The sequence below is a fragment of the Nocardioides sp. zg-1230 genome, from assembly GCF_013155335.1.
In the GTDB taxonomy this organism is placed as follows: domain Bacteria; phylum Actinomycetota; class Actinomycetes; order Propionibacteriales; family Nocardioidaceae; genus Nocardioides.
This window is the reverse complement of sequence record NZ_JABJQZ010000001.1, coordinates 995,879-1,012,700: the sequence shown is the minus strand read 5'-3', so window position 1 is coordinate 1,012,700 and position 16,822 is coordinate 995,879. Positions and strand designations below refer to the sequence as shown.

Below are 16,822 nucleotides of genomic sequence, written 5' to 3'. Positions count from 1 at the left end.
GCGCGCCTAGCGTCAGGTCATGGACCCCGACGGCTCCGCCATCGCCCGCCTGCTCGAGGAGTGCCGGCGCGGGCTCGAACGGGTCGAGCCCGCGGAGCTCGAGGCCGTCACCGCGGCCGGGGCGCTCGTGGTCGACATGCGCCCGGTGCAGCAGCGCCTCCGTGACGGCGAGGTGCCGGGCGCGGTCGTCGTCGACCGCAACGTGCTCGAGTGGCGCCTCGACCCGACCAGCCCGTGGCGCCTCGCGGTCGCCGGCGACCCGGACCGGCGGATCGTGCTGGTGTGCACCGAGGGCTACAGCTCGAGCCTCGCGGCCCACACCCTGCAGCAGCTCGGCCTCACCCGGGCGACCGACCTGGCCGGCGGCTTCGTCGCGTGGGCGGCGTACGTCGCGGAGGTGCAGGCGGGCGAGATCGCGACGGAGCGGCGTGTCGCCACGCACTAGGGTGGCTCGTGGAGGCGGTTCTCGTCTGGTGACGGACGCGGTCCTCAAAACCGTTGCGACCCAGCAGCTGGGTCGGGCGGGTTCGATTCCCGTCCGCCTCCGCCAGACGTGAGAGCAGGAGGGCGCGTGCCGGATCCGAGACGGGCCGTCCCGCGCACCGACCAGGTCCTGACCGACGAGCGGCTGCGGGCCGCCGCGACCCGGCTCGGGCCGGCGCTGGTCAAGCAGGCCGTCGTCCGGGCGCAGGAGCGGTGCCGGTCGGGCGAGGTCGCCCCGGAGGAGGTCGTCGACGTGGCCGTGGACACGCTGCCGGCGTCGGCCACGACGCTGCGCCGGGTCCTCAACGCGACCGGCGTGGTGGTCCACACCAACCTCGGCCGCGCGCCCCTGTCCGGCGCCGCCGTCGAGGCCGTGCGCGTCGCAGCCGGCGCCACCGACGTGGAGCTCGACCTGGCCACCGGGCAGCGCGGACGACGCGGCCGCGGCGCGCTCGAGGCGCTCGCCTCGGCCGTGCCCGACGCGGGCGGGGTGCACGTGGTCAACAACGGCGCGGCCGCGCTCGCCCTCGTGACCCGGGTGCTCGCGCGCGGCGACGACGGACGCGACACGGTCGTCATCGCGCGGGGCGAGCTCGTCGAGATCGGCGACGGCTTCCGCATCCCCGAGCTGATGGAGTCGGTCGGCGCCCGGTTGCGGGAGGTCGGCACGACCAACCGGGTGCACCTCGCCGACTACGCCTCCGCGCTGGACGACTCGACCGCGTTCGTGCTCAAGGTCCACCCCTCCAACTTCGCCGTCACCGGCTTCACCTCCTCGGTGCCCGCCCGCGACCTCGCCGGCCTCGAGCACGCCGGACGCCGGGTCCCGCTCGTGGTCGACATCGGCTCGGGCCTGCTCGAGCCCCACGCCCGCCTGCCCCACGAGCCCGACGCCGCGTCCGCCCTGCGCGCGGGCGCCGACCTCGTCACCGCCTCCGGCGACAAGCTGCTCGGCGGCCCGCAGGCGGGCTTGCTGCTCGGCGAGGCCGGGCTGGTCGAGCGGCTGCGGCGCGACCCCTTCGCGCGTGCCCTGCGCGTCGACAAGCTCACCCTCGCCGCCCTCGAAGCGACGCTGGTCGGACCGGTGCCGCCGGTGCGGGCAGCGCTCGCTCGCTCCGTCGAGGACCTCGCGGCGCGAGCACGCGCCATCGTCGGGACGTGGCCCGCCGACGTGGTGACGTCACTGGGGGCCGAGGTCGTCGACTCCGCCGGCGCGGTCGGTGGCGGCGGAGCGCCCGGCGTCGAGATGCCCAGTGCAGCGATCGCACTGCCCGAGCGCCTCGCCGCGCCCCTGCGCGCCGGCGAGCCGCCGGTCCTGGGCCGCACCGTGCGCGGGCGGCTGCTCCTCGACCTCCTGGCGCTCGACCCGGCCGACGACGCCGCGCTCGCAGACGCCGTACGCCGTGCGGCGGGGGCGGGCAGCGCCTGATGCACGTCGTCGCGACCGCGGGTCACGTCGACCACGGCAAGTCCACCCTGGTGCGGGCGCTCACCGGCACCGACCCCGACCGGCTCGAGGAGGAGCGGCGACGCGGGCTGACGATCGAGCTGGGCTACGCGTGGGCCTCCTGGCCCGGCCTGGCCGGGCCCGGTGGCGGCGACGTGGCGTTCGTCGACGTGCCAGGCCACGAGCGCTTCCTCACCACGATGCTCGCAGGCGTCGGGCCCGTGCCGGCGGCGCTGCTGGTCGTCGCGGCCGACGACCCGTGGATGCCGCAGGCGGCCGAGCACCTCGCCGCCCTCGACGCCCTCGGCGTCGGCCACGGGGTCGTCGCGGTCACGCGCAGCGACCTCGCCGACCCCGGCCCCGCGATGGCGCGGGCGGCCGCCGAGGTGTCGCGCACCAGCCTGGCCGGCGCACCCGTCGTCGCCGTCAGCGGCCGCACTGGCGCCGGCCTCGACGACCTGCGGGCGGCGCTCGCCACGATGCTCGGCGCGCTCCCGGTGCCCGACGCGGACGCCGACGTACGCCTCTGGGTGGACCGCCGGTTCAGCGTGCGGGGTGCGGGCACGGTGGTCACCGCGACCCTGCCCGCGGGCACGGTCCGGGTGGGCGACACCCTCACCGACGGCGACCGGCTGGTGCGGGTCCGCGGGCTGCAGGCCCTCGGTCGCGACACCGACACCGTGGCGGGGACCGCCCGGGTGGCGCTCAACCTCACCGGCGACCTCGACGGGATCGGCCGCGGGACGGCGCTGACCACCCCGGACGCCTGGCACCACACCGAGGTGGTCGACGTACGCCTGACGCCGGGGTCGGGCGCCGGCACCGGCACTCCCCCACTCGCGCCGCAGCTGCACGTCGGCGCCGCGGACGTCGCCGTGCGCCACCGACCGCTCGGCTCGCACGAAGACATCGCCCGGCTCACCCTCGAGCGCGCCCTCCCGCTGCGGGTGGGCGACCGGATGCTGCTGCGCGACCCGGGCGACCGGCGGCTGTGGCGGGTCGACGTCCTCGATCCCGACCCCCCGCGGCTGCGGCGGCGCGGGGCCGCCGTTCGACGGGCGGCCGCGCTCGCCGGCGCGGACGGCACCCCCCGTCTTGCCGACGAGCTCGCGCGGCGCGGCCTGGCCCCTCGCGACCGGTTGCGTCGGATCGGCGTGCCGGCCACACCCGGCGACCACCTCGAGGCCGGGCCGTGGCTGGTCAGCCGCGATCTCGCCGCGGCGCTCGCCGACCGGCTGCCGCGCCTCGTCGAGGAGCACGCGCGCTCCCATCCGCTCGACCCCGACGTGCCGCTGGCCGTCCTCGCCGACCGGCTCCGCCTGCCCAGCACGGACCTCGTGCTGCCGCTGGTGCGCCCGCCGCTGACGGTCGTCGGTGGTCGGGTGCGCGCGCCCGGGTCGGGGCTGCCGCGAGAGGTCGCCGCCGCCGTCGACGTCGTACGCCGAGAGCTGGAGGTCGCGCCCTTCGCCGCCCCCACCGCCGACCGGCTGCGTGAGCTCGGCCTCGACGAGCGCGCCCTCGGTGCCGCCGAGCGCGCCGGACTGCTGTGGCGCATCGCGCCGGGTCTGGTGCTGCTGCCCGGGGCCGACCGGGACGCCGCCGCCCGCCTCGCCCGGCTCGACCAGCCGTTCACCACCAGCGCGGCCCGGCAGGACCTCGACACCTCACGCCGGGTGGTGCTGCCGCTGCTCGACCGGCTCGACCGCGCCGGTCTCACCCGCCGCCTCGCCGACGACCGGCGCGAGGTGGTGCGCTGAGGTCGCCTCGGGCTCAGCCCGCCGCGCGCTCGGGCGCGCAGGGCACGAAGTCGACCTTGTCGCGCACCCCGCAGTCGGGGCAGCACCAGTCGTCCGGGACGTCCGCCCAGGCCGTTCCCGCGGCGAAGCCCTCGTGCTCGTCACCGGCGGCGACCTCGTAGACGTAGTCGCAGCCCGGGCACCGGGCCGCGAGCACCTCCTCCGGCTGCTTCGCCTGGGTCTCGACACGGGCTCGTTCCTCGCCCTGCCCGACCAGCGGCGGCGCGGCGGCGTACCGGGCGAGGTACTGCTCCCGCTTGCGCGGGCTGATGTTGGCCAGCGACACGTCGCCGCCGAAGTGGTCCACGACCCGCTGGTCCATCACCCGCCGCCACACCGCGGGCACGATGGCCAGCACGATCATCCCGGCGTAGCCGGTGGGCAGCACCGGGCTCTCCTCGAAGTCGCGCAGCGTCTGGTAGCGCCGCGTCGGGTTGGCGTGGTGGTCGCTGTGGCGCTGCAGGTGGTAGAGCAGCACGTTGGTCGCGATGTTGTTGGAGTTCCAGCTGTGGCTGGGCAGGACCCGCTCGTAGCGCCGGCGGTCGCCCTCGCCGACCTTCTGCCGCAGCATCCCGTAGTGCTCCATGTAGTTGACGACCTCGAGCAGCGAGAAGCCGACGACCGCCTGCACGAGGAGGTACGGCAGCACCTCGACGCCGAAGGCGACCAGCACCCCCGCCCACAGCACGAGCGTCATCAGCCACGCGTTGAGCACGTCGTTGTCGAGGCGCCACGGCGACTGCTTCCGCCGCGCGAGACGCCGCTTCTCCAACCGCCAGGCGGACCGCAGCGACCCGCCGACCGCGCGCGGCCAGAACGCGTAGAAGCTCTCGCCGAGCCGGGCGCTCGCCGGGTCCTCGGGGGTGGCGACCCGGACGTGGTGGCCCCGGTTGTGCTCGATGTAGAAGTGCCCATAGCAGACCTGGGCGAGCGCGATCTTCGAGAGCCAGCGCTCATTGGCCTCCTTCTTGTGGCCGAGCTCGTGGGCGGTGTTGATGCCGATGCCGCCGATGCAGCCGATCGAGACCGCCAGGCCGACCTTGTCGAGGGTCGACAGCGGCTGGTCGGCCAGCACGCCGAGGACGTCCCAGCCCCCGACGATCGCCATCGCGCCCAGGAAGCCGGCGTACTGGATGGGCAGGAAGAGGTAGGTGACCCACCGGTAGTAGCGGTCCTGCTCGAGCGCCTCGATCACGTCGTCGGGCGGGTTGGCGCGGTCGAGCCCGGCGACGAGGTCGATCGCGGGGACGATGCCGAGGATCACGATCGGTCCGACCCAGAACCACACGCCCCAGCCGGTCGCGACGTAGCCGCCGAAGGCGACGAACGCCAGGCTCGGCACCACCAGGCCGATCAGCCACAGGTGGCGCTTGCTGTCGGTCCAGATCTCGGTCGTGCCCTCGGGGACGGTGCCGCTGGGGGCGAGTCGGGTGGGGTAGCCGGTCATCTCCTGACCTCCTGCCGTGGTTTACATGACCATAGGATCTGTAAAGCCGCTTGACAAGAGGCCCGCTTGTGTCAAATCAGGAATCCCCGGCCGGCCGGCGGTCGCTGCACATGTCGGCCCGTGCACGGCCTGACATGTCCAGGAACCGCCGGTCAGCCGGGGATCGCTGAAGATGTCGGCCCGTCCACCGCCGCCGCGACCGCGATCCGGGCGCCCGGTCTCGCCGGGTGTTGCCCCCGTCACACCGGCGTACGGCTGGCGATAGGTTTAGTGCCATGGAACACCCCTTCGGCATCGACTTCGGCGGCACCGGCATCAAGGGCGCCCCGGTCGACCTCGAGGTCGGCGACTTCGCGCACGACCGCAAACGGATCGACACCCCCCGACCCGCCACCCCGCAGGCGGTCGCCGAGGTCTTCGGACAGATCATCGACAGCTTCCCCGCGTCCACGCGGCCGGTCGGCGTGACGGTGCCCGGCATCGTCCGGCACGGCGTGGTGCACTCGGCGGCCAACATCGACAAGTCGTGGATCGGCGAGGACGCGGACGCGATCTTCACCGCCGCCCTGGGGCGTGAGGTGCACGTCGTCAACGACGCCGACGCCGCCGGGCTGGCGGAGGCGGAGTACGGCGCCGCGAAGGGCCGCCGTGGACTGGTCATGGTCATCACGCTCGGCACCGGCATCGGCTCGGCGATGATCTGGAACGGCCAGCTCGTCCCCAACTCCGAGATGGGCCACCTCGAGCTGGACGGTGCCGTCGCCGAGGCGACCACGGCGACCAGCGCCCGCGAGCGTGAGGGCCTGTCGTGGGAGGAGTGGTCGGAGCGGCTCACCGCGTACTTCCGCCACCTCGAGCGCCTGTTCTCCCCCGACCTCTTCGTGATCGGGGGCGGGGTGAGCAAGTCGTGGGACAAGTTCGGCCACCTCATCAAGGTCGAGACCGAGATGGTGCCCGCGACCCTGCAGAACCGCGCCGGCATCGTCGGCGCCGCGCTCGTCGCGCACCGCATGGCCGGCACCGAGGACTGACCCGGGCCACAGCTGGCCCTGCGGTCGGTGGTCCAGCCACACTTCCGGTGCCCCGAACGTGGGTGGAACACCGCCCACCACCTAGCGGTGAGTAGCGCAGGTTCTCGCGCCCGAGAACATGTCCTGCTCACCGCTCGTCCAGCCTGATGCAGGGCCGGTCAGCCGTCGAGCACCCGCTCGAAGGCCTCGGTCGCGCCGCGGAGGTAGCGCCGTACGACGGCCTTCTCCTCCTCGGAGAAGCTGCCGTCGTGCCGGTGCAGGGCGGCGAACATCGGCATCAGGTGGCCGATGATCTCCTCGCGCCCGGAGTCGGTGATGTGCAGCTCGGTGCGGCGCCGGTCGACCTCGTGCGGGCGGCGCTCGACGTGACCCCGCGCGACCAGCCGGTCGACGATGCCCGTCGCCGCGGCGGTCGAGACCTCCAGCCGGCGCGCGACCTCCGCGGGGCCGATCTGCTCGCGACTGAGGTGCTCGAGGGTGACCAGCTCGGTCTCGCTGAGGCCGGCCCGTCGCGACACCACGTGGTTCACGCGGCTGCCCGCGGCGACGAGGTCGCGCAGGGCGAGGAGCGTCGGCGGCTGGGCGTCCTCGCGGCCCCGGTCCACCCAGGGCGGGGGCGCGACCACGTGCTGCTCCTCGGTCACGCTGGTCACACCTCCGGTCGTCGTCGTGCGCTTGCCTCGCTGAGGATACTATCGCTAACTTGATAAGTAACTTGCTTAGCAATCACCTTCCCTAGCTATCCCGTCGAGGAGACGCCGTGCCCTCCCACCACACCCCCGCCCCGGCCCGGGCGATCGCCGGACGCCGACTGGCCTGGTTCTTCGCGCTCGTGCCGATCCTGCTGGCGCTCTTCGTCATCGCCTTCGTGCCCGAGGGCGAGCGCGAGACCTCACCCCTGGACACGCTGCCCGTCGGGGCGGACAGCACGCTGGCCGTCGAGCTCGAGGAGCAGCTGCCCGACGACGAGGGCCAGGTGGCCATCGTGCTGTGGACCGCCGAGTCCGGTGAGCTCGACGCCGCGGCGCAGGACGAGCTGACCCAGCAGGCGGTCTCGCTGCTGTCGCAGAGCGGTGGGGGCGCTTCCGAGGGAGCCCCGGACGGCGCCGCGGCGGGCGGCGACCAAGGGACCGGCGGGGCCGGCGGGCCCCAGGGCGGTCCGCCCGGTGGCGGCGAGGGGCAGCAGTCCCCCCTCGTCGTGGCCGAGGACGGCACCGCGGCCTTCGTCGCCGTACCCGTCTCCTCGACCTCCGCCACCGACAACATCGACCGGGTCGAGGAGCTGCGCGACCAGCTGCGCGAGGACGCCCCCGACGGGGTCGAGGTCCAGGTCACCGGGCCGGCCGGCATCCAGGCCGACATCGGCCAGGTCTTCGACGGCGCCGACATCCGGCTCCTCGCCGCGACCGCCGCGGTCGTGGCCATCCTGCTGATCATCACCTACCGCAGCCCGGTGCTCTGGCTGGTCCCGCTGACGGTCGTCGGCATCGCCGACCGGCTGGCGGCGATCGTGTCGACCAACGTGCTCGAGGTGGTCGGCGTGGCCTGGGACGAGTCGACCGTCGGCATCCTCAGCGTGCTGGTCTTCGGAGCAGGCACCGACTACGCCCTGCTGCTGATCTCGCGCTACCGCGACGAGCTCAAGACCACCGAGTCGCGCTACGAGGCCATGGCCCACGCGCTCAGCCGGACCGTCGAGGCGGTGCTCTCGAGCGCCACCACCGTCGTGCTGGGCCTGCTCACGCTCCTCCTGTCGGCGATCCCGACCACGCGCGGTCTCGGCCTCGCCTGCGCGGTCGGCGTCGTCATCGCCGCGACGTTCGCCCTCGTCGTGCTGCCAGCAGCACTGGTGCTGTTCGGTCGGTGGGTCTTCTGGCCGCGGGTGCCGCACGTGGGCGACCCGGTCCTCGTCGACTCGCGCGGCGTCTGGCACCGCGTCGGCAGTGCCGTGTCGCGACGTCCGCGCACCTTCGTCGCCGTGACGGTTGCCGCGCTGGCGGTCATGGCTCTCGGCACCACGACCATCACCACGGGTCTCGACCCGGCCGACCAGTTCCTGGAGCGCCCCGAGGCCATCGCCGCCGCCGAGCGGCTCGGCGAGTCGTTCCCCGCCGGCACCAGCGACCCGATCCAGGTCCTCACCCGCGACGACGCCGACCAGGTGCTCACCGCCGTCGAGGGGGTCGGGGGCGTGGACTCCGCGCGCGTCACCAGCAGCGGTGACGGCATCAGCCGCATCGACGCCGTGCCCGACGCCGCCCCGGGCAGCGACGCGGCGCAGGCCGTCGTGCTCGACGTCCGGGGCGCGGTGGTCGACTTCGACGACACCCACGTCGGCGGCGGCGACGCCGAGGCGCTCGACGCGGAGGAGTACGCCGCAAGCGACCGGCAGCTGATCCTGCCGCTCATCCTGCTGCTGGTGCTCGGCGCCCTGCTCCTGCTGCTGCGCTCGATCGTGGCACCGCTGCTGCTCGTCGCGACGGTCGTGGCGACGTACGCCGCCAGCATGGGCGCGTCCTGGTGGCTCTTCCAGACCGTCTTCGGCTTCGAGGCGATGGACACGGGCGTGCCGCTCCTCGCCTTCCTGTTCCTCGTCGCGCTGGGCGTCGACTACAACATCTTCCTGGTCACCCGCGCCCGCGAGGAGGCGCGCGAGCACGGCACGCGCACCGGCATGCTCCGCGCCCTCACCGCGACCGGAGGCGTGATCACCAGCGCGGGCATCCTGCTCGCCGCGGTGTTCGCCGTCCTCGGCGTGCTGCCGCTGGTGGTGCTCGCCCAGCTGGGCGCGATCATCTTCGTCGGCGTGCTGCTCGACACGCTCGTCGTCCGCACCGTGCTCGTGCCCGCCCTCGCGCTCACCCTCGGCGAGAAGTTCTGGTGGCCGCGCAAGGTGGGTCCGCCGGACGTGGACGCCGGTACGACGCCGAGCCCGGCGCCCTCGTACGTCAGCTCTCCCGGCCGCTGATCGCCGATGCCACGCGCTTGGTCACGTCGGGGTGGAACACGCTCGGGATGATGAACGCCGCGTGGAGCTCCTCGGCGCTGACGGTGTCGGCGATCGCCTGGGCGGCACGCAGCAGCATGTCGGTGGTCACGTGCTGGGCGCCGGCGTCGAGGAGGCCCCGGAAGACACCGGGGAAGGCGAGCACGTTGTTGATCTGGTTGGGGTAGTCCGAGCGGCCCGAGGCCACCACGGCGGCGTACCGGTCGGCCTCGGCCGGGTCGACCTCCGGGTCGGGGTTGGCGAGGGCGAAGACGACCGGCTTGGGCGCCATCGTCGGGATCCACTCGGGGTCGAGGATGCCGGGCGCGGAGACGCCGACGAAGACGTCGGCGTCGACGAGCACCTCCCGGAGCGTTCCGGTGGCGCGGCGCGGGTTGGTCGCCCCGGCCAGCTCGGCGTGCGCCGCCGACAGTGACTCGTCGCCCGCGGCGAGCGCGCCCTCGCGGTCGACGACGACGACGTCCTTCGCTCCCGCGGCGAGGAGCAGGGTGACGATCGCGGTGCCCGCGGCACCGGCGCCGGACACCACGATGCGCACGTCGGCGAGCTGCTTCTCGACGCAACGCAGGGCGTTGGTGAGCGCGGCGAGCACCACGATGGCGGTCCCGTGCTGGTCGTCGTGGAAGACGGGGATGTCGAGCGACTCGCGCAGCCGGGCCTCGATCTCGAAGCAGCGCGGGGCCGCGATGTCCTCGAGGTTGATGCCACCGAAGCCGGGCGCGATCATCTCGACGGCCCGGACGATCTCGTCGGTGTCCTGGCTGGCCAGGCAGATCGGCCACGCGTCGATGTCGGCGAAGCGCTTGAACAGCGCGGCCTTGCCCTCCATCACCGGCATCGCTGCGCCGGGCCCGATGTTGCCCAGGCCCAGGACGGCCGAGCCGTCGGTGACGACGGCGACCGAGTTGCCCTTGATGGTGAGCTTGCGGACGTCCTCGGGGTTGTCGTGGATCGCCATCGAGACCCGGCCCACGCCGGGCGTGTAGGCCATCGACAGGTCGTCGCGGGTGCGCAGCGGCACCTTGGACTGCACGCCGATCTTGCCGCCGAGGTGCAGCAGGAACGTCCGGTCGCTGACCTTGTGGACCGTCACGCCCTCGACGCCGGAGACCGCCGTGACGAGCTCCTGCGAGTGCGTGGCGTCGGCGGCCGAGCAGGTGACGTCGACGGTGAGCCGGTCGTGGCGCGACTCGGCGACGTCGATCGCGGTGACGACGCCCCCGTTGTGCGCGATGGTGGTCGCGACGGAGCCGACGACGCTGTGGTCGGCCGCGGTGTACAACCGCATGGTGATCGAGTACGACGATGCGGTTGCTGCCATGAGGCAGACCCTCTCCCCCGCGCGGGGTTACGGGCAAGTCACCTCCGTCTAGGCTCAGGTTGTGGACACAGAGTTCATCGACGCCCCTGACCGCCACCGCTACGAGCTGCGCGCCGGCGACGAGCTCGTCGGCATCATCGACTACCGGATCCACGGCGACGTGATCCGGCTGATCCACACCGAGGTGCCGGAGGCCTTCAGCGGCCAGGGCCACGCCTCGACGCTCGCCCGCGGGGCGCTCGACGACGCCCGCTCGCGCGGCCTGACGGTGCGACCCGACTGCCCCTACGTGGCGTCGTACATCAAGAAGCACCCGGAGTACGCCGACCTCGTCGCGTGAGCCGCGGGACGCCGAGGCGTCTGCGTGGCCGGGACCGGGGGACGCCCTACACTCGCGGCGACACCACGGGGGAACGGGGATCGGGCATGGCCGAGCAGGTCACGGACGTCGACGGCGCCGAGAAGGCGATCGCGCGACGCATCGGCTTCGTCGCGCGCCCGGTGCGCGGACTCGTCAACGCCCCGCACCTGCTGGTGCTCGTGGTGCTCGGCATCTGGGTCGCGTGCTCCTTCACCTACGCAGCGCTGGAGGACAAGGGCCCGGTCGAGGGGCTGTGGTGGGGCATCGTGACCGGCTCGACCGTCGGCTACGGCGACTTCTACCCGTCCTCCACCGCCGGCCGCGCCGTCGGCGCGGTCCTCATCGTGTCGATGCTGGTGCTCGTCCCGATCGCGATCGGCCACGTCATCGCCAACCTCGTCTTCGACAAGGAGTCGCTCGCCGTGGCGACGGTCCTCGAGGACGTCCACGCACGGATCGACCGGCTCGAGCACCTCACCCTCGCTTCCCTCGAGGCGCAGCACGGCCGCGCGTGGCTCGAGGAGCGGCTCGCCGAGCACGAGGCGGCCGACGCAGCCACCACCGACGTCGCCGAGCAGATGCTGGCGATGTTCGCGCAGAAGAACGCCCCACCGACGAACGCCGATCAGGACCCGCCCGGAGGCGCCCGATGACCACGACCACCCGCCGCCGCATGCGGTCGACCAGCATTTCGCTGGGCATCACCGCCCTGATGGCGAGCAGCCTCACCGGCTGCTCCTCCAGCGCCGACTACGCCGCGGTGTGCGTCGACCCCGAGACCCAGGAGCGCGTCGACGACGACCAGTGCGACGACGACTCCGACTACAACGGCGGCGGTTCCGGCTTCTTCTGGTACTACCTCGGCGCCCGCACGCTCATCCCCGCGGTCGGCCAGACCGCAACCGGCGGCACCTTCCGGGGCAGCACCCTCAACGGCACGGTGCAGCGCGGCGGCCTGCCCACCACCGGCGGCTCCACCGTCAAGTCCGCCACCACCAAGGGCGGCTTCGGCGGCAGCAACCGCGGCTTCGGCTGAGCCCCGCCCGAGCGCACCGACCCACCACCCGAACCCGCCAGCACCGCTCCCAGGAGACCTCCCCGTGACCGACCTGATCGACGCCCTCCTCCACGCCGTCGCGTACGCCCTCGTCGGCGGCGCGATGCTCGTGGCGGCCTACTACGTCCTCGACCTCGCCACGCCCGGCCACCTCGGCACCCACCTGCGCGGGGTCGACGAGAACGGCAACGAGTCGGTGCACGCCCACTCCAAGGGCGCCGGCCTGGTCACCTCGGCGTGGCTGGTCTCCAACGCGGCGGTGCTCTTCACCGCCATCTGGACCAATGGCGAGACCTCGCTGGGCTGGGCGCTGGTGTGGACCGTCTGCTTCGGCGTGGTGGGCATCGTCCTCAACACGCTGATGTTCTTCGCGGTCGAGGCGATGACGCCGGGTGACCTGCGCCAGATCGTCACCGCGCCCGGTCCCGTACGTCCCCTCGCGCAGGTCGCGGCAGCCGTCGCCCTGTCGGTCGGCGCCATCGTGTGCGCCAGCATCGCCTGAGCAGGGGGCACCGACACATGTGGCGGCACCGGTCGCGGGCGCGTGAGGGCTGGCGCGAGACCGTCGTCGAGCAGGGCCTGGTCTTCCCGACCACGAAGATGCCCGACGGGTCCGAGCTCCCCTACTGGAACGAGGACGCCTGGTACGAGGTGACGATGGAGGAGGTGGAGGCGCTCGAGGCCGCCACCGAGGAGCTGTGGGCGATGTGCCTGCAGGCGGTCACCCACATGGCCACGACGATGACCGACGAGCGGCTCGGCCTGCCGCCCGGCTCGCTGGGCGTCGTACGACGCTCCATCGAGGCCGGCGACCCTGCTCTCTACGCGCGCTTCGACCTGGCGTACGGCGCCGACGGGTCGATCAAGATGCTCGAGATCAACGGCGACACCCCGACCGGCCTCGTGGAGACCGGGATCATCCAGTGGAACTGGATGGAGGACGTCATGCCGGAGATGGACCAGTGGAACTCGGTCCACGACCGGCTCGTCGACGGGTGGCGCAAGCTCCGCCGCTCCGGACACTTCGACGGCGACCGGATGCACTTCCTCTACGACCTCGGCGAGGAGGACTCCTACGACGGCGGTGAGATGGAGATGACCGTCCACTACCTGATGGACGCCGCCGTGCAGGCCGGGTGGATCACGATGGCTCACCCGATGGCCGAGGTCGGCTGGAACCCCGAGACCCGCGACTACCGCGACGTCCACGACGAGCCGCTGCGCAACGCCTTCAAGCTCTACGCCTGGGAGGAGATGCTGGCCGAGCCGTTCGGCCAGTACGTCGTCCAGCAGGCCGAGTCGCGCCCGACCAGGTGGATCGAGCCGGCCTGGAAGGTGCTGCTCAGCACGAAGGCGCTGCTGCCGGTGCTGTGGGAGCTCTTCCCGCGCCACCGCCTGCTGCTGCCGGCGTACTTCGACGAGCCGCGCGACCTCGATCGCTGGGTCGCCAAGCCGCTGCACGGGCGTGAGGGCGACAACATCCGCATCCACCTCGACGACATGCTCGAGGACGTCGTCATGCCCGGCGGCTACGGCGCCGAGGGCTGGGTCTACCAGGCCTACACCGACCTGCCGAGCTTCGAGGGCAACCGCGTCGTGCTGGGGTCGTGGATCGTCGACGGCGAGGCCGCCGGCATGCTCGTGCGCGAGTCCGACTCCATGGTCACCGACTACTTCTCGCGCGTCGCGCCCCACGTCATCAGCGACGGGCTCGCGCCGTCGGAGGACCAGGTGGCGCAGTGGCTGGCCGAGCGCGTCGGCCCCGACGCACCGTCCCTCCCCACGACCGGCTAGCGCACGATCGAGTCGGTGATGGTCCGGCTCGCGCCGAGGAAGAAGATCCCCGGCAGCGTCTCGAAGCCGTCACTGGTGTTGCCGAGCAGTCGCGAGTCGTCGATCCGCAGCGTGCCCGTGCGGTCGTTGGACACGAAGAAGATCGCGCCGCCGCCCTCGCGCGCGGTGTTGTTCGACATCACGCTGTCCTCGAGCGTGAGGTGGATGTCGTCGCCGTCCATGTAGATGGCGCCCCCCGAACCGCCGCCAGGGGTGCCCGGACGGGCGGGGTTGGCCCCCCGGCCCACGGCCGAGTTGCTCGTGAAGGTCGATCGGGTGATGTGCCACGAGACGCCGATGCTGCTGAGGGCCGAGCCGTTGCTGCACCGGCCGTGCTGGAAGAACGACCGGCTGACCCGCACCGGCAGGTCGCGGTACTGGTCGAGCACCCTCACCGCGGCGCCGCCCACGTCGGGGCCGGTGCGGTCGCAGCGGTTGTCGGCGAAGGTCGACCCCACGATCCGCAGCCGGCCGCCGCGCACGAAGACCGCGCCGCCACCACCGCCGTCGGTCGTCTCGCCGGTGCTGTTGCCGCGGACGAACCGCATCCGCTCGAGCACCAACCGCGGCTCGGCCTGGTCGTTGCAGTGCGGCGTCGTCCACACCTGCGCGCGGTCGCAGGTGTTCATGTAGAGGATGCGCCGCCGGCCCTCGCCGCTCAGGGTGACGAGGCCACCGCCGTCGAGGACGACACGGCTCGAGGTGTTGACGACCTTCGCCGTGCGCTTCATCGCGATGGTCACCGGGGACGGCCCGCAGTCGAAGGAGATCACGCCGCCCCTCGCCACGGCTCGTACGACCGCGGCAGAGGTGCAGGACGCGGGGGTCCCGGTGCCGACGACCACGTCGGCCGCTCGCTCGTTCACCCCCACCGCTGGTTGAGCAGGTCGCGCAGCGACCGAGTCGAAACCATCCGCTCCCGCCGGAGCAGCCGACGCCACCACCGCGGCGAGCACCGCGGCGACGACGCCGGCGCGCATCAGAGGGCCTTCTCGATGTCGTCGGCCAGCTTCGCCGGCTCGGTCTGCGGCGCGTAGCGGTCGATGACCTGGCCGTCGCGCCCGACGAGGAACTTCGTGAAGTTCCACTTGATCGTGCTGCCGAGCAGCCCGCCCTTGGAGTCCTTGAGCCAGTCGAAGAGCGGGTGCGCGTCGTCGCCGTTGACGTCGACCTTGGAGAACAGCGGGAAGGTCACGCCGAAGTTGCGCTCGCAGAAGTCCGAGATCTCCGCCTCGTCGCCCGGCTCCTGGTTGCCGAACTGGTCGCACGGGAAGCCGAGCACGACCAGGCCCTGGTCGGCGTAGGTGTCGTGCAGCTGCTGCAGGCCCTGGTACTGGCCGGTGAAGCCGCACTTCGAGGCGGTGTTGACGACGAGCACGACCTTGCCGTCGTACTGCGCGAGGTCGGTGTCGGTGCCGTCGATCGCGGGGGCCGAGAAGTCGGAGAGAGAGGTCATGGCCCAGAGTCTGCCAGCGGTGCTGTCACGAACGGCTCGCCGAACCGGCCACCGAAGACCCACTCCTCCATGGGCCTGCGCGCCCGGTCGCGGTGGTCGCGCGCGGCGGTGCGCTCGTCGACCTCGGCCGGGTCGCCCGGCACACCGACCGCGATGCCGGTGAGCACGCGGTGGGTGGCGGGCACGCCGAGCGCCTCGGCCAGCGCGTCGTGGTCGAAGCCGGCGAACTGGTGCGCGTGCAGCCCCATCGCCCGCGCTTGCAGGGTGAGGTGGGCCGCGGCCTGGCCGACGTCGTAGAGGGCGTGGTCGCTGTACGACGCCGCGCCGGGCTCCTCGCTCTCGCGCACGTGCGCGGTGGTGACGAAGACGACCGACGCACGCGGCACCCAGCCGGCGTTGCCACGGCTCAGCGTCGCGACGAGCCGCTCGTGCTGGGGCGTCCCCGGGACGCAGACGAAGAACGCCCACGGCTGGGTGTTGCCCTTGCTCGGCGCCCACTGCGCCGCGCGCAGGAGGGTCTCGATCTCGGTGCTGCTCAGCCGGTGCGCGTCGTCGTACACGCTCGGGCTCCAGCGCGAGCGCAGCGGCTCGGCCAGTCCGGCGGCGGTGGGCTGCGGCGCACGATCGGTCACGCGGTCGAGTATGGCGGGGCCGTACCCGGGCACACGTCATCCCTGCGCCGTCCAGTTGAAGCTACGCGGCGTCGAGGTGAGGATCTACCTGCCATGAGTCCCTACTTCGACAGCGGCTCCCCCGCTCCTCGCGAGGTCGCGCTCCCACTCGCTCGCGCGTACGTCGAGCAGCTCGCCTGGCGGTTGCCGTGGTTCCGTGACCGCGTGGGCGCCGCGGGCGGCCCCCCGGTCGACGGCACGGTCGCCTCCCTCGATGCCCTGGCCGCGTTCGTCGCCGTCCGGGCGCACGACCCGGGCCCGGTCACGGCGGACCCGTTCTGGTTCCAACCACCCGGCCGACGGCCGGACTGGACCCCAGCGGGGGCCGAGTGGGTCGAGGGGCTCGCCGCCGCGGTGGCCGAGGTGATCACCACAGCGACCGGTGCCTGGTGGGTGTTCGACACCGACGCGCGATACGTCACCGGTCACCAGCCGGTGCTCCAGGGCATCGTCAACACTCCGCAGCGTCTCGCAACACTGGCGGTGCTGGAGGCGTCGTCGGGACGGACGCCGAGACCGCTCTCCGTCCTGGTGCCCCGGATGATCGACCAGTACGACCCCGCTCTGCGGCTCGCCGGCGCGCCCGCCTTGAGCGCGGAAGGCGGCGCCCCGGCCGCGGCCGTGCCCCAGGTTGCACCGGTGACCGTGGAGGTGACCTCCCTGACGGGCGGCCCGTGGAACGTGCAGGTGAGCCTTCCGGAGGAGGTCGAGGACCTCCTGGGCCCGGAGGCGTACGCGAGCCTGGAGGAGCTCTTCGCCGCCGTGCCCGGCGTGAGGGAGGTCGTGTTCGAGGACCGGGACGTGGCGGTACTGGCGACCGACGGCCTGGATCCGCGGGCGCTGAAGGAGGCACTCGACGCCCTGCTGGCGGACCTGGGTCGCCGCGACGGATCGTCGTCGCGGACCTGAGGC

17 protein-coding genes and 1 tRNA gene are annotated in these 16,822 nt (G+C 73.1%); 12 read left to right on the top strand and 6 right to left on the bottom strand.

Features of this window, described 5'->3' with window-relative positions; genetic code table 11:
* The first annotated feature begins 19 nt into the window (after positions 1-19).
* From HOO61_RS04945 to HOO61_RS04930, 4 genes are all read left to right on the top strand, one after another.
* A complete protein-coding gene (locus tag HOO61_RS04945) occupies positions 20-445 on the top strand; it encodes a rhodanese-like domain-containing protein (protein ID WP_172257426.1) in 426 nt (141 codons plus the stop codon).
* Positions 446-455: 10 nt separating this feature from the next.
* Positions 456-550, top strand: a tRNA-Sec gene (locus tag HOO61_RS04940).
* 21 nt (positions 551-571) lie between these two features.
* A complete protein-coding gene (gene selA / locus HOO61_RS04935) occupies positions 572-1,912 on the top strand; it encodes an L-seryl-tRNA(Sec) selenium transferase (protein ID WP_172257424.1) in 1,341 nt (446 codons plus the stop codon).
* Positions 1,912-3,687 (top strand): selenocysteine-specific translation elongation factor, encoded by a 1,776-nt coding sequence (locus HOO61_RS04930; protein ID WP_172257422.1) that lies wholly within the window; start codon positions 1,912-1,914, stop codon positions 3,685-3,687. Before selA ends, HOO61_RS04930 begins: the two co-directional genes overlap by 1 nt.
* Before the next feature lie 13 nt (positions 3,688-3,700).
* Here HOO61_RS04930 and HOO61_RS24460 read toward each other — a convergent pair whose 3' ends face one another.
* On the bottom strand, positions 3,701-5,173 hold the full coding sequence (locus HOO61_RS24460) for a fatty acid desaturase (protein WP_172257420.1): 1,473 nt from the start codon (positions 5,171-5,173) through the stop codon (positions 3,701-3,703).
* Between the two features lie 275 nt (positions 5,174-5,448).
* On the opposite strand from HOO61_RS24460, the gene ppgK reads away from it, so the two are divergent.
* The gene (gene ppgK, locus HOO61_RS04920; RefSeq protein ID WP_172257418.1) at positions 5,449-6,204 is read left to right on the top strand and encodes a polyphosphate--glucose phosphotransferase; all 756 of its coding nucleotides are present in this window, start codon (positions 5,449-5,451) and stop codon (positions 6,202-6,204) included.
* A gap of 158 nt (positions 6,205-6,362) precedes the next feature.
* Here ppgK and HOO61_RS04915 read toward each other — a convergent pair whose 3' ends face one another.
* Entirely contained in the window at positions 6,363-6,857 is a 495-nt protein-coding gene (locus HOO61_RS04915; protein ID WP_367650028.1) for a MarR family winged helix-turn-helix transcriptional regulator, read from the bottom strand.
* 107 nt (positions 6,858-6,964) lie between these two features.
* On the opposite strand from HOO61_RS04915, the gene HOO61_RS04910 reads away from it, so the two are divergent.
* On the top strand, positions 6,965-9,172 hold the full coding sequence (locus HOO61_RS04910) for an MMPL family transporter (protein WP_367650027.1): 2,208 nt from the start codon (positions 6,965-6,967) through the stop codon (positions 9,170-9,172).
* Here the strand turns inward: HOO61_RS04910 and HOO61_RS04905 are convergent.
* The gene (locus HOO61_RS04905; protein ID WP_172257416.1) at positions 9,153-10,532 is read right to left on the bottom strand and encodes an NAD-dependent malic enzyme; all 1,380 of its coding nucleotides are present in this window, start codon (positions 10,530-10,532) and stop codon (positions 9,153-9,155) included. The genes HOO61_RS04910 and HOO61_RS04905 overlap by 20 nt on opposite strands.
* Positions 10,533-10,593: 61 nt before the next feature.
* On the opposite strand from HOO61_RS04905, the gene HOO61_RS04900 reads away from it, so the two are divergent.
* The 5 genes from HOO61_RS04900 to HOO61_RS04880 all read left to right on the top strand — a co-directional run bounded on the left by HOO61_RS04900 (position 10,594) and on the right by HOO61_RS04880 (position 13,744).
* A complete protein-coding gene (locus HOO61_RS04900; RefSeq protein WP_172257414.1) occupies positions 10,594-10,872 on the top strand; it encodes a GNAT family N-acetyltransferase in 279 nt (92 codons plus the stop codon).
* An 86-nt stretch (positions 10,873-10,958) separates the two neighbouring features.
* Positions 10,959-11,546: a potassium channel family protein gene (locus HOO61_RS04895; RefSeq protein WP_172257412.1), complete on the top strand. Its 588-nt coding sequence runs from the start codon at positions 10,959-10,961 to the stop codon at positions 11,544-11,546.
* Positions 11,543-11,929, top strand: a complete 387-nt coding sequence (locus tag HOO61_RS04890) for a hypothetical protein (protein WP_172257410.1) — start codon at positions 11,543-11,545, stop codon at positions 11,927-11,929. Before HOO61_RS04895 ends, HOO61_RS04890 begins: the two co-directional genes overlap by 4 nt.
* 64 nt (positions 11,930-11,993) lie before the next feature.
* Entirely contained in the window at positions 11,994-12,452 is a 459-nt protein-coding gene (locus HOO61_RS04885; protein WP_216658548.1) for a DUF350 domain-containing protein, read from the top strand.
* Between the two features lie 17 nt (positions 12,453-12,469).
* Complete coding sequence (locus tag HOO61_RS04880; protein WP_172257408.1) at positions 12,470-13,744, top strand: glutathionylspermidine synthase family protein; 1,275 nt, start codon at positions 12,470-12,472, stop codon at positions 13,742-13,744.
* Here HOO61_RS04880 and HOO61_RS04875 read toward each other — a convergent pair.
* The 3 genes from HOO61_RS04875 to HOO61_RS04865 are packed head-to-tail and all read right to left on the bottom strand — an operon-like array spanning position 13,741 to position 15,871.
* Positions 13,741-14,763, bottom strand: a complete 1,023-nt coding sequence (locus HOO61_RS04875) for a hypothetical protein (protein ID WP_172257406.1) — start codon at positions 14,761-14,763, stop codon at positions 13,741-13,743. The two genes, HOO61_RS04880 and HOO61_RS04875, sit on opposite strands and share 4 nt — an antisense overlap.
* Entirely contained in the window at positions 14,763-15,239 is a 477-nt protein-coding gene (locus HOO61_RS04870; protein WP_172257404.1) for a glutathione peroxidase, read from the bottom strand. The genes HOO61_RS04875 and HOO61_RS04870 overlap by 1 nt, the downstream gene beginning before the upstream one ends.
* Complete coding sequence (locus HOO61_RS04865) at positions 15,236-15,871, bottom strand: nitroreductase family protein (protein ID WP_172257402.1); 636 nt, start codon at positions 15,869-15,871, stop codon at positions 15,236-15,238. Before HOO61_RS04865 ends, HOO61_RS04870 begins: the two co-directional genes overlap by 4 nt.
* A 93-nt stretch (positions 15,872-15,964) precedes the next feature.
* On the opposite strand from HOO61_RS04865, the gene HOO61_RS04860 reads away from it, so the two are divergent.
* The gene (locus HOO61_RS04860; RefSeq protein ID WP_172257400.1) at positions 15,965-16,819 is read left to right on the top strand and encodes a hypothetical protein; all 855 of its coding nucleotides are present in this window, start codon (positions 15,965-15,967) and stop codon (positions 16,817-16,819) included.
* Positions 16,820-16,822: the final 3 nt, after the last annotated feature.